Genomic DNA, 12422 nt, shown 5'->3' with positions numbered 1-12422 from the left:
TGGATATATGAAGCGCGCAAAGAGGAGATTTCGTGCCGGACCATGACGAGTTGCTCGCCCTGCTCGACCTCGACTGCCCGTGGCCGGGCCACCTCGTGGGAGGACAACCACCTGCCTCCATGCTCGACAAGGTCTACGGGGGGCAGCTGCTGGCCCAGGCCCTGGTGGCGATGACCCGGACCGTCGACCTCGACCGTCGGGCGCACGCCGTGCAGGGCACGTTCTTCCACCCCGGCAACCACGTCGACGCCCTGCACTACGACGTGGAGAAGCTCCGCGACGGACGGTCGTTCAGCGTGCGTTCGGTCGTGGCGTCGCAGGACAGCCGCGAGCTGCTGCGCGCCACCGCCTCCTTCCAGGTGCCGGAGCCCGGCCTTGCCCACTCACCTGCTGCCCCGCCCGCGCCACCGCCGGACGACCTGCCCTCGCTGGCCGACGTGATCCGGGACCACAGCGAGCTCGATGACGCACCGTGGCGCCGCGAGTGGCCAGGGGTGGACGTCCGCTACGTCGACGCGCTGCTGGACTCCCCCGATCCCACGGGCCCCGGCCGCCAGCAGGTGTGGATGAAGGTGCGCCGGACCCTGCCCGACGACCCGGTCCTGCACCACCAGGTGCTCACCTACCTGAGCGACCTGACTCTGGTCAACGCCTCGCTGGTCCCGCACGGCATCCTGGTCGGCGCCCCCGAGCTCCCCCGAGCCACGCTCAACCACACCGTCTGGCTGCACGAGGACGTACGCGCCGACGAGTGGTTCCTGGTCGACCAGACCTCACCCTGGGCGGGAGGGGCACGTGGGTTCAGCCGCGCCGAGGTCTTCCAGGACGGGCGCCACGTCGCGTCGTACGCCCAGGAAGGGCTGATCCGTCCGCGCGGCGACCTCAGGAAGCGTCTGCTCGGCGACGAGGCCGACGCTTCGTGACCGACTCCCGCACCGCGCCAGAGGTGGACGCACCACCGGCTGCCCCCAGCGGAGGCGGACGGCTGCGCGGCGCGGGGGTGCTCCTCTTCCCCGCCGCCGTCGCCACAGCCCTGTCCCTGTCCGTCCTGGTGCCCGGAGCACTGGCCTTCGACATCCAGGGCGACTTCGGCCTGCGCGCGGGCGAGATCGGGGCCCTCGTCGCGCTCTTCTACCTGCTCTCATCGCTCTTCACCCAGGCGGCGATGCCTCTGGCCGGGCGGCTCAGCCCGACCACCACGGTCCGGTGGGGGCTCGTGCTCGGCGGCGTCGCACTGGCGCTGCCGGCCGTCCTCGGCACCAAGGTGTCACTCGTGGCGATGGTGGCCACGGGCGGCATCGCGAACGGACTGGCGACCCCGGCGGCCAACATGCTGATCGCGCTGACCGTTCCACCGCACCGCCGGGGCCTGGCCTTCGGCCTGCGCGTCTCGGCGGTCCCGGCCTCGGCAGCGCTCACCGCGTGCGGCGCCTGGGTGGTCGCCCACTCCGACGTCGAGTGGCGGGGTGTGGCCGCCGTCGGCGCCGGCGTCTGCCTGCTGGTGCTCGCCGCCTCGGCGCTGGTCGCGCGTACCGGCCCGTTGCCACCGCCCAGCGGCACCCGGCAGGACCTGCGGACGGGAATCGCCGCCCTGCGCGTCCTCTCCCTGGGAGGCCTGCTCGCCGCGACTGCGTGCGCAACCCTCTCCCCCTTCCTCGTGGAGGGCCTGATCGCGGGGGGCGCCACCCCGGGGTCGGCAGCGCTGCTGCTGGGCGTCAGCGCGTGGATCGGCGTCGCCGCGCGGATCAGCACCGGCCTGGTCGCGGACCGGATCCCCAGCCCCTCGTTCCAGCTCCACTCGGCCGCCACCATGCTGCTGATCTGCGCGGTGGGCATGGTCGGGCTCGGCCTCGGCAGCGGCACGGGCGTCCTGGCCGCAGCCACCCTGCTCACCTTCGGGATCGGCTGGGCCTGGCCCGGGCTCCTGCAGCAGGCAACCCTGACCCTGCACCCGCGCCAGCTCGCCCGCGCCACGTCGTACGTCCAGCTCGGCACCTACGTCGGCGCCCTCCTGGGGCCCCTCGGGTTCGGCTTCCTGGTCGAGCTCTTCGACTTCCGCACCGCGTGGCTCGCGGCGGCCGCGACCGCCGTGGGGGCCGCCTTCATCATCGTCGTCGGGCTGCGCGCCAGCCTGCGCAGGGAAACGGCCTGACGACAGCCGCTCTCCCGGGTCGGCCCCGAGTCAGACCAGCGCGGCGAGGCGACGCCACCCTGCCAGTGGCGGCACGGCGCGCTGGCCGTCGAGCAGGTGCAGGGCGACATGGTCGGCGCCTGCCTCGAGGTGCTCGGCGACGCGGGCCGCCACCGCAGCCTCGTCACCACAGACGTACATCCGCTCGACGAGGGCGTCGCTCCCACCACCACCGAAGTCGCCCTCGGTGAACCCGAACCGGGCCAGGCTGCGGCGGTAGTTCGGCAGTCGGAGCCGCCCCTTCAGGTCGGTGCGGGCAATCGCCCGCGCGACCTCGACCTCGTCGTGCAGCACCACGGCCTGGTGCGGTGCCAGCAACTTGCCGGGACCGAGCAGGTCACGAGCGAGGGCGGTGTGCTCGGGCGGCACCAGGAAGGGGTGCGCCCCGTCGGCCAGGTCGCGGGCCAGCTCCAGCATCGCCGGCCCCAGCGCGCCCAGGACCCGTGGTGCGGGCACCGTGAGCGGCGGCAGGTCGCCGGTGGGGTGTGCGTCCATCGCCCGGAGGTGCTCGCGCATCGCGGTGAGGGGCTTGTCGTACGTGTGCCCTCGCGCCCCGACCAGGGCACCGTGGCTGACACCGAGGCCGAGCAGGAAGCGGCCCGGGAAGGTCTCGGCCAGCACCCGTTGCGCCGACGCGGTCGCCGAGGCGTCACGCGCCCAGATGGAGGCGACACCGGTGGCGACGACCAGCCTCTCGGTGGCGGCGAGCGCCAGCGCCGAGTGGGTGAAGGCCTCACGTCCGGTCGCGGACTCGCCGCTCCACAGGGTGCCGAAGCCGAGTCCCTCCACCTCCTGGAGCACGTCGCGCTGCTCGGCGGCGCCGAGTCCGTTGAGCTGGTTGGTCCAGAGGCCGACACGGCCCAGTCGCATGGCCAGTCCCATGGTGTGGGGCGGCACGGCCGGGGTCACGTGACGAACCGCTCCGGCCACAGCTCCAGCACGGTGGCCACGTCCGGCTCAGGCTGGGCCGACGGGGTCGAGGGGGGTCGTGTGCCGTGCACGGCGAAGCGCGGCGCCGGCGCGGGGTGCAGGGCGCCGTCGACCTCGGTGTAGAGCTGGCGGGCCGCGTTGTGGGGATGGGAGGCGGCCTCGTCGAAGGTCAGCACCGGGGTGACGCAGGCGTCGGTGCCCTCGTAGACCTCGGTCCACTCGGCCAACGTCCTGCGCGCGACGGCGGCGCCGATCAGCTCGCGCAGACGGGGCCACTGGCTCGTGTCGTCCTGGGCGGGCCAGTCGGTGAGGTCGACGCCGAGGCGCTGCACGAACTCCGCGTAGAAGTCGGCCTCCAGTGCCCCGACGGCGAGGAACCGGCCGTCGGCACAGGCGTACGTCCCGTAGAAGGGGGCGTCGCCGTCGAGGTAGTTGGTGCCTGGCTCGTCACTGTGCAGTCCGGCGGCGCGCAGCCCCTGGATCTTGGTCGTGAGCGTCGCGACACCGTCGAGCATGGAGGCGTCGACGACGTCGCCGCGCCCGGTGCTCCGGGCGGCCAGCACGGCGGAGACGACGCCCAGCGCCGCCATCGCACCGCCCCCGGCGTAGTCGCCGAGGAGGTTGATCGGGGGCATGGGCGCCTGGCCCGGCCTCCCCAGGGCGTGCAGCGCGCCGCTCTGCGCCACGTAGTTGATGTCGTGCCCGGCGGCCCGGGCCAGCGGACCGTCCTGGCCATAGCCGGTCAGCCGGGCCACGACGAGGGCGGGGTTGCGCTCCTGCAGGGCGTCGGGACCGAGCCCCAGCCGTTCGACGACGCCGGGGCGGAAGCCCTCGACGAAGACGTCCGCACGCGACGCCAGGTCGAGCACCGACGCGATGCCCTCGGGCGACTTGAGGTCGACGGCCACGGAGCGTACGCCGCGGTTGACCAGGTCGTGCTCCGCACCGAGCGCAGCAGCCTGGGCGAGCAGCCGGGCGCTGCGCCTCGGCGGGCGGGTGACCCGGACGACGTCCGCCCCCAGGTCGGCCAGCAGCATGCTGGCGAAGGGCACCGGGCCCATCCCGGCCAGCACCACGACCCGCACGTCACGCAACGGTCCCATCGACGTCTCCTCGTTCCCCTGCTGTCGGTGGCCGGTGTTGCCGGCCGGCCGCGGTGGTGGTGGCTGGTCTCGGTGGCGGTCAGGCCAGGCGCTCGAACACGGCGGTGAGGCCCTGTCCGCCGCCGATGCACATGGTCTCGAGGGCGTAGCGGCCCTCGCGGCGGTCGAGCTCGCGCAGCATCGTGGTGAGGATGCGGACGCCGGTCGCGCCGACGGGGTGGCCCAGCGAGATGCCGGATCCGTTGACGTTGACGCGTTCGAGGTCGGCCTCGCCCAGGCCCAGGGCGGTCGTGCAGGCCAGAGCCTGGGCGGCGAAGGCCTCGTTGAGCTCGATGAGGTCCATGTCGGCCAGGGTCAGGCCGGTGCGGGCCAGCGCCTTCTCGGTCGAGGGCACCGGGCCGATGCCCATGCGGTGGGGCTCGACCCCGGCCGCGGCCCACGTGACGATGCGGGCGAGCGGGCGCAGGCCCAGCTTCTCGGCGTTCTCCACCGTGGTGACGATGCAGGCAGCAGCACCGTCGTTCTGGCCGCTGGCGTTGCCGGCGGTGACTGTCGACTCGGGGTCGAGCTTCAGACGTACGGGCCGGAGCGCCGCCAGCGACTCCAGCGTCACGTCGGGGCGCGGGTGCTCGTCGGTGTCGACGACGTTCTCGCCGCGACGACCCCGCACGGTGACCGGCACGATCTCCTCCGCGAAGCGCCCGTCCCGCTGGGCGGCGACGGCACGCTGGTGGGAGGTGAAGGCGAGGAGGTCCTGCGCCTCGCGGGTGATCCCGTACTCGCGACGCAGGTTCTCCGCGGTCTCGAGCATGCCGCCCTCGACCGGGTAGTGCTTGCCACCGGAGGTGATCCGGCCGCGGGCGATCCGGTCCCACGTCGGCGTGGAGTCGCCGCGGTAGCCGAAGCGGCCGCCCAGGGTGTAGTGCTCGGCCTGACTCATCGACTCGGCCCCACCGGCGATGACGGTGTCGCAGGCCCCGGTCTGCACGCGCATCGCTGCGTCGAGCACGGCCTGCAGCGCCGAACCGCAGCGACGGTCGATCTGGAGGCCCGGCACGGTGATCGGGAAGCCGGCGTCCAGGGCGGCGACGCGGCCGATGGCCGGCGCCTCGCCGTTGGGGTAGCACTGGCCGAAGATGACGTCGTCGACCTTCTCGGGGTCGAGACCGGTCCGCTCGACGAGCCCGGTCAGCACGCCGGCGCCGAGCTCGGCGGCCGGTACGTCCTTGAAGACGCCGCCGTACTTGCCCACGGGCGTCCGCACGGGTTCGCAGATCACTGCCTCACGCATGTCACTACCTTCTTGTGCTTCTCGTTGCCGCGTCCAGGACGCAGAGGGCTGGGAGTGGGACTGGTGCCCGGCGCGGACGTTCCTCGTCCGCGCCGGCACCACGGCTCAGATGCCTCGTCCGCCGGTGACCTCGAGGACGGCGCCGTTGACGTACGACGCCAGGTCGGAGGCCAGGAAGAGGACCGCCGTGGCGACCTCGTCGGGTTCACCGGCGCGCCCCATGGGCACCTCGGCCTCCTTGGAGGCGAAGATCTCGGGCTTCATCGACAAGGTCATCTCGGTGCGCACCAGTCCGGGCTGCACCGCGTTGACCCGCACCCCGGAGGGGCCGAGCTCCTTGGCCGAGGCCTTGGTCAGGCCGATCAGGCCGGCCTTGGCGGCGCTGTAGTTGGTCTGGCCGGGGTTGCCGATCTTGCCCGACAGCGACGACATGTTGATGACGGCGCCCGACTTCTGCTCGCGGAAGACCCCCGAGACCGCACGGGTGCCGAGCCAGGCACCCTTCAGGCTCACGTCGAGCACGGACTCGAAGTCGGCCACGCTCATCTTGGCCATGTACTTGTCGCGGGTGATGCCGGCGTTGTTGACCAGGATGTCGATCCGACCGAACGTGGACAGGGTCTGCTGGACCAGCTTCTCCTGCTCGACCTCGTTGGTGACGTCGCAGCGGACTCCGGCGACCGGGAGACCGGCTGCGCGGCGCTCCGCGGTCACGACGTCGATCTTCGCCTGGTCGACGTCGACCACCACGACGCTGGCGCCGTGCGTCAGGAAGGTGTCGGCGATCGCCAGCCCGATCCCCTGGGCGGCTCCGGTCACGATCGCGACCTTGCCGTCGAGGAGCCGGGACGTCTGCTCTGCTGCACTCATCGTCGCGACCTCAGTACGACTTCGGGAGGCCGAGGATCTTGTCGCTCACGTAGTTCAGCACCATCGCCTGGGAGATCGGGGCGATCTTGAGCAGGCGGGACTCACGCCACAGACGCTCCACGTGGTACTCCTTCGCGTACGAGTAGCCACCGAGGGTCTGCATGGCGCGGTCGCAGGCCTCGAAGCCGGCCTCGGCGCCCAGGAACTTGGCGGAGTTGGCCTCGGCGCCGCAGTCCTCCTCGAGGTCGAAGAGCTCGGCGGCCTTCATCGCGATCTGCTCGGCGGCCTGCAAGCGGATCCAGGAGTCGGCCAGCGGGTGGGCGACGGCCTGGTTCTGACCGATCGGGCGGTCGAAGATGACGCGGTCCTTGGCGTACTGGACGGCGATGTCGAGGGCCTTGCGGCCGAGGCCGATCTGCTCCATGGCGACGCAGATGCGCTCGGGGTTGAGACCGTCGAGCAGGTAGTAGAAGCCCTTGCCGACCTCGCCGACGACGTCCTCGTCGGAGATCTCCAGGTTGTCGATGAAGAGCTCGTTGGAGTCGATGCAGGAGCGCCCGAGCTTCTCGATCTCGCGCACCGTGATGCGCTCACGGTCGAGGTCGGTGAAGAAGAGGGTCATGCCGGCGAACGGCTTCTCCGGGTCGCGCGGGGAGGTGCGCGCCAGGAGGAGGATGCGGTGCGCGTTCTGCGCGTTGGTGATCCACACCTTCTTGCCGTTGACGACCCACTTGTCGCCGACGCGCTCGGCCTTGGTCGTGATGCGCGAGGTGTCGACGCCGGCATCGGGCTCGGTGACGCCGAAGGCCATCAGCAGCTCGCCCTTGGCGATCTGGGGCAGGTACTTCTTCTTCATCTCCTCGGAGCCGTGCCGGATCACCGGGCCGGGCGGGAAGATGTAGAAGTGGATGGCCGAGGCCCCACCGGTGCCGCCGGCGTAGCCGATCTCGTGGAGCATCACCGCCGACTCGCGCAGGCCCAGGCCGATGCCGCCGTACTCCTCGGGGATCATCGCGCCGAGCCAGCCGCCGTCCGCGAACGCCTTGACGAACTCCCACGGGTACTCGTGGTCCTTGTCCTTCTGGCGCCAGTACTCGAGGTCGAACTTGCTGGCGATCTCACGGGTGTGCTTGCGGATCAGATCCAGGTCTGCTGCGTCGGTCATCGGGCTCCTGCTTCCTGCTGGGTGGGGATGTCTTCGAGGGGGGTCGTCGGTTCGAGTGACGAGAGGTCCCCGGCGGGTTCGCCGAGGTGCCGGGCCCTGATGGCGCGGCGCATGATCTTTCCGTTCTTGGTCTTGGGCAGGCTGCGTACGACGTGCAGCGTCGGCGCGAACGACTTGCCGACGTGGTGCACCGCCGAGGCCCGTACGTCGTCGAGGTCGGCCTCGGGGCGTACGACGGCGAAGGCGACGACGCGCTGGCCGCGCATCTCGTCGGGCACCCCGATCACCGCGGCCTCGAGCACGCGCGGGTCGCGCAGCAGTGCCGCCTCGATCTCGGAGGGTCCGACCCGACGGCCGGAGACCTTGATCGTGTCGTCGGAGCGACCGTGCAGGCGCCAGGTCCCGTCGGCCTGCACCTCGGCCAGGTCGCCGTGGACCCAGGTGTCGGGGAACCGCTGCCAGTAGGTCTCGAGGTAGCGCTCGGTGTCACCCCAGAAGGCGTGGGTCATGCCCGGCCAGGTGTTGAGCACCGAGAGCTCGCCGACCTCGCCGACGACCGAGCGACCCTGCTGGTCGAGCACCGCGACGTCCATCCCGGGCAGCGGGCCGTTGAAGCCGGCGGCCGCGGCGGGCAGGAACGGATAGCTGACCAGGATGCCGCCGCCCGTCTCGGTGCCGCCGGAGTAGTTGACGATCGGGCGAGTGGTCCCGCCGACCCGCTCGAAGAGCCACTGCCAGGTCGGGGCGTCCCACGCCTCTCCCGTGGAGGCGAAGGAGCGGATGGCGGAGATGTCGTGCTCCGGCTCCGCGCCTTCGTTCATGAGCAGTCGCGCCGCGGTGGGCGCGATGCCCTGGAAGGTCACGCCGTGGGTCTCGGCGATCCGCCACAGGCGCTGCGGGGTGGGGTGGTGCGGCAGCCCCTCGACGAGCACGATCGTGGCGCCGAGCTGCAGGCCGCCCATGATGAGCAGCGGCCCGAGCATCCAGCCCATGTCGGCGATCCAGGCGATCGTGTCGTCGGCGTCGAGGTCGAAGCCGTAGGCGAAGTCGACGGCCGCCTTCACCGAGAAGCCGGCGTGGGAGTGGACGATCCCCTTCGGGGCGCCGGTGGTGCCGGAGGTGTAGATGATGGTGAGCGGGTCGTTGCTCTCCACCGCCACGGTCTCGACCGGCGTGGGGGTCGGGTCGAGGTCGTGCCAGTAGAGGTCGCGGCCCTCGACCATGGGCACGTCGCCGCCGGAGTGGGCGACGACGACGCAGAGGGTCACGGTGTCCACGTCGGCCAGTGCTTCGTCGGCGGTGGCCTTGAGAGGCACCGGCCTGCCGCGACGGGTGGTGCCGTCGGCGGTGACGAGGACCGTGGCTCCCGACTCACGCAGGCGGGTGGCCAGCGCCTCGGGACCGTAGCCGGTGAAGGCCGGCACGGAGACTGCTCCCAGGGCGGCGCAGGCCAGGAAGGCCACCACCGCCTCGGGCACGACCGGGAGGAAGAGCACCACGCGGTCGCCACGGCGTACGCCTCGGGCCGCCAGGTTGGCCGCGAAGCGACGCACCTCGCCGTCCAGCTCGCGGTAGGTCAGCCGGCGCTGCTCACCCCCGTCGCCCTCGAAGACCACGGCCGGCTTGTCGGCCACGGCCGGGTCGGTGGCGTGGCGGTGGACGCAGAGGTCGGCAGCGTTGAGCCGTCCTCCGGTGAACCAGCGCGGCAGGGGATGTCCCGCGCTGGCGTCCACGACGGTGTCGAAGGGCTCACGGAAGTCGATCCGCAGGTCCTCGACGACCGCCCGCCAGAACCACTCGGGGTCGTCGACGGAGGCGGCGTGCAGCGACGCGACGTCGTCGTGGCCCCACCGTCGTGCCGCCCGGAGCAGGCGGCTGCGGTCGAGGTGCTCGGGGCCCGGCACCCAGGCGGGTGCGTCAGGGGCGGCGAACAGGCCGGGGCCTCGCATCGGGTGCTCCTCTCGCTCGATCTGTGTGGTGGTGGGCTGGGGGTCGGGCAGGTCAGCCGTTGGTCGGCACGGCGGCCGGCTCGGCGGTCTCCTCGAGCGAGGACTTCTTGAACATGAAGCCCGCGCGGGTGCAGTCGCAGACGATGTCGCCGTTCTGCTTGATGCCGTAGTGGCGGAAGGTGACGATGCCGGCGTTGGGGCGGCTCTTGGACTCGCGGCGGTCGACGATCTCGGTGCGCACGCGCACGGTGTCGCCGTGGAAGAGCGGCTTGGGGAACTGCACGTCGGAGAAGCCGAGGTTGCCCATCGTGGTGCCCTGGGTGGTGTCCTGCATCGAGATGCCGGTGACCAGGCCGAGGGTGTAGAGGCTGTTGACGATCTGCTGGCCGTAGATCGAGTCCTTGGCGTACTCGGCGTCGATGTGCAGCGGCGCGAGGTTGAGGGTCATGGCGCAGAACGTCATGTTGTCGGCCTCGGTGACGGTGCGGCGGGTCTGGTGCTCGATGACCAGGCCGGGCTCGAGCTCTTCGTAGTACAGACCGGGCATGGGGTGTCCTTTCGTCGGTCGCGCCTGGGGTGCGCGGTGTCAGTCCTGGGGTGGTGCGGGGGCTGCGAGGTCAGTTCTGGAAGTTCTTCGCGTACGCGAGCACCTCGCGCGCGGTCTTGATGTGGGCGTAGTCGATGTGCATGCCCTCGAAGACGACGGCGGCGGCGCCACCGGCGACCGCCTCGTCGAAGGCGGCGATCATGTCGGTGTAGAAGTCGACCTCGAACTTCGACGGGCTGAAGACCTCGTTGGCGACCTCGATGTGCGAGGGGTGGATGAGCACCTGGCCGCGGAAGCCGAGCTCGCGGTTCATCCGGGAGAAGTTCGCGGCGCCCTCGGTGTCCTCGAGGTCCTGCCACACGCCCACCAGCGGGAAGTCCAGACCGGCGGCGCGGCAGGCGAGCACGGCCTTGCTGCGCAGGAAGAGGGTCTCCTGGCCGCCGGGGGTGAAGGTGAAGCCGAGCGAGCGGGAGACGTCGGCGTCGCGGGCGGTGCCGGCGAAGAGAGTGGCGATGCGCGGCGAGGCCACGGCGATCTCCTCGCACGCCGCGTAGGACTCCGCGGTCTCGAGGTTGGCGATGAACTCGATGGAGCCGGGCTCGACGCCGTTCTTCGCCTCGAAGTGGGTGACGAGGGCGTCGTACTTGACGATGTCGTCGCGGCCCATGAGCTTCGGCAGCGAGAAGCCGGTGAGACCGGGGATGGCCACGGCCTCGATGTCGTCGCCGGTCAGACCGGTGTCCAGCGGGTTGAGGCGGACGTAGACCGAGATCTCCGCGCCGTTCTCCTTGAGGCGGGTGATGGAGCGAGCGACCTCCGCGCGGGCCTCCTCCTTGAGATCGGCCGGGACTGCGTCCTCCAGGTCGAGGATCACGCCGTCGACACCCTTGGCGATGGCCTTCTCCACCCACGTGCCGCGGTGGCCCGGGACGAAGAGGAGTGAACGTACTGGCTTCATGCTGTCTACCTCCTGATGACTGACTACGCACAATATATTATGCGGACTACGTGAGTCCATGCATCATGCATTATTTTTTGGAGGCTTGTCCGCGGCGGGGCCCTCCCCCGCCCGAGCCTCCAAGCGGCTCGGGCGCAGCCACACCGGACCGAAGGCCGCGAGCACCGCCACCACCGCGAAGGCGACGCGCGGCGACCACGCGTCGGCCACGACGCCCACCAGGCCGGAGACGAAGGGGCGCACCCCCACCAGGCCGAGGATCCACAGCGCCATCACGCGGCCGCGCAGCTGTGGCGGCACCCGCAGCTGCACGAGGGTGCTGAGCGCACCCATGGCGACCGTGAAGCCGACGCCGCAGACGGCGAAGGCGACGTGGGCCGCCGCGAACCCGGGTGCTGCAGCACAGCCTGCGGCGGCCACGGCAAGCAGCACCAGGCCCGCCGCCGAGGCGCGGGACTGCGCGACGCGCCCCGCAGCCAGGCCGCCCAGCACCATGCCGAGAGCGGCGCCGAGGCCGAAGCTGGCGCTCAGCAGGCCCACCTCCACGGTGCCGCCACCCAGCTCGTCGGCGTAGGAGGGCGCGAGCACGAAGGCCGGCTCGGAGGCGAAGCCCACGAGGGCCACGCCACCCAGCAACCGCAGGAGCACCCGGTCCTCGCGCCGGACGTACCGCCACGCGACCCGCACCGACCCCTGGGGCGTACGCGGCAGCTTGGGCCCCGCGTCAGGGCGCGCCAGGGCGACGGCGGCGGCGAAGACGAAGTGGCCCCCTGCCGCGACCCAGAGGGCCGCGACCGGGCCGAAGGCGGCCAGCACCCAGGCGCCGAGCACCGGCCCGGCGACCCGGGCGACGGTGAGCGGCGCGGTGTTGAGGGTCATCGCCAGCGGCATCTCGTCGCGGGTGACCAGCTGCGGCACGAGCGAGTTCATCGCCGCCGAGCCGATCGCCAGACCCACGCCCGCCACGAAGGCGGTCACGGAGATGACGCCGACCTCGGCCCACCCCTCCGACTGCTCCGCAAAGGCCAGCCACAGGGCCAGCGCCGCGACCCCGCCGCCGCACGTCGCGCGGCCGACGACGATCTGGACGACGGCCCACCCCCGGTCCGAGACCGCACCGCTCCACGGCCCCAGCAGGAACTGCGGCGCGTAGAGAGCGGTGTTGGCCACCGCCACCGCAGTGGTCGATCCGGTGGCCTGGTAGGCCAGCACGCTGATCACCAACGTGTGGACGGTGACCCCGGCGAACGAGAAGAACTTGCCCCAGAAGACGCCTCCGAACTGGGGGTCCGTCACCAGCCGCCACGTGTTGCGCGGGCCGGCACGGTCGTCACGGACAGCGGTGGAGTCGTCCTTGGCAGAGGTCACCATCTTGATATATCACGCATTATTCTTGATGCTCGATCTGTCTCCCCTAG

The 12422-nt window shown here is 71.6% G+C and carries 11 protein-coding genes; 2 read left to right on the top strand and 9 right to left on the bottom strand.

Annotation, left to right across the window (positions count from 1 at the left end):
* Positions 1 to 32: 32 nt before the first annotated feature.
* Together FCL41_RS02385 and FCL41_RS02380 are read left to right on the top strand one after the other, a co-directional pair.
* The gene (locus FCL41_RS02385; protein ID WP_137064138.1) at positions 33 to 923 is read left to right on the top strand and encodes an acyl-CoA thioesterase; all 891 of its coding nucleotides are present in this window, start codon (positions 33 to 35) and stop codon (positions 921 to 923) included.
* A complete protein-coding gene (locus FCL41_RS02380; protein ID WP_170970116.1) occupies positions 920 to 2152 on the top strand; it encodes an MFS transporter in 1233 nt (410 codons plus the stop codon). Before FCL41_RS02385 ends, FCL41_RS02380 begins: the two co-directional genes overlap by 4 nt.
* A 30-nt stretch (positions 2153 to 2182) precedes the next feature.
* Here the strand turns inward: FCL41_RS02380 and FCL41_RS02375 are convergent, their stop codons facing one another.
* The 9 genes from FCL41_RS02375 to FCL41_RS02335 all read right to left on the bottom strand — a co-directional run bounded on the left by FCL41_RS02375 (position 2183) and on the right by FCL41_RS02335 (position 12375).
* Positions 2183 to 3061, bottom strand: coding sequence for a TIGR03620 family F420-dependent LLM class oxidoreductase (locus tag FCL41_RS02375; protein WP_212723028.1), 879 nt, complete (start codon positions 3059 to 3061; stop codon positions 2183 to 2185).
* A 35-nt stretch (positions 3062 to 3096) separates the two neighbouring features.
* Positions 3097 to 4224, bottom strand: a complete 1128-nt coding sequence (locus FCL41_RS02370; RefSeq protein WP_137064140.1) for a CaiB/BaiF CoA transferase family protein — start codon at positions 4222 to 4224, stop codon at positions 3097 to 3099.
* A 79-nt stretch (positions 4225 to 4303) separates the two neighbouring features.
* Complete coding sequence (locus FCL41_RS02365; protein ID WP_137064141.1) at positions 4304 to 5515, bottom strand: acetyl-CoA C-acetyltransferase; 1212 nt, start codon at positions 5513 to 5515, stop codon at positions 4304 to 4306.
* 105 nt (positions 5516 to 5620) lie between these two features.
* Positions 5621 to 6385: a 3-oxoacyl-ACP reductase FabG gene (gene fabG / locus FCL41_RS02360; RefSeq protein WP_137064142.1), complete on the bottom strand. Its 765-nt coding sequence runs from the start codon at positions 6383 to 6385 to the stop codon at positions 5621 to 5623.
* Between the two features lie 10 nt (positions 6386 to 6395).
* Positions 6396 to 7550, bottom strand: coding sequence for an acyl-CoA dehydrogenase family protein (locus tag FCL41_RS02355; RefSeq protein WP_137064143.1), 1155 nt, complete (start codon positions 7548 to 7550; stop codon positions 6396 to 6398).
* Positions 7547 to 9499, bottom strand: coding sequence for an AMP-binding protein (locus FCL41_RS02350; protein ID WP_137064144.1), 1953 nt, complete (start codon positions 9497 to 9499; stop codon positions 7547 to 7549). Before FCL41_RS02350 ends, FCL41_RS02355 begins: the two co-directional genes overlap by 4 nt.
* Positions 9500 to 9551: 52 nt before the next feature.
* A complete protein-coding gene (locus tag FCL41_RS02345) occupies positions 9552 to 10046 on the bottom strand; it encodes a MaoC family dehydratase (protein ID WP_137064145.1) in 495 nt (164 codons plus the stop codon).
* Between the two features lie 70 nt (positions 10047 to 10116).
* Entirely contained in the window at positions 10117 to 11004 is an 888-nt protein-coding gene (locus FCL41_RS02340; protein ID WP_137064146.1) for an HpcH/HpaI aldolase/citrate lyase family protein, read from the bottom strand.
* Positions 11005 to 11067: 63 nt separating this feature from the next.
* The gene (locus FCL41_RS02335) at positions 11068 to 12375 is read right to left on the bottom strand and encodes an MFS transporter (RefSeq protein ID WP_137064147.1); all 1308 of its coding nucleotides are present in this window, start codon (positions 12373 to 12375) and stop codon (positions 11068 to 11070) included.
* Between the last annotated feature and the right edge of the window lie 47 nt (positions 12376 to 12422).

It is taken from the genome of Nocardioides jishulii, assembly GCF_006007965.1.
Classification (GTDB): Bacteria; Actinomycetota; Actinomycetes; order Propionibacteriales; family Nocardioidaceae; genus Nocardioides; species Nocardioides jishulii.
The sequence above is the reverse complement of the archived record's forward strand: the minus strand, read 5'-3'. Positions and strand labels throughout refer to the sequence as shown.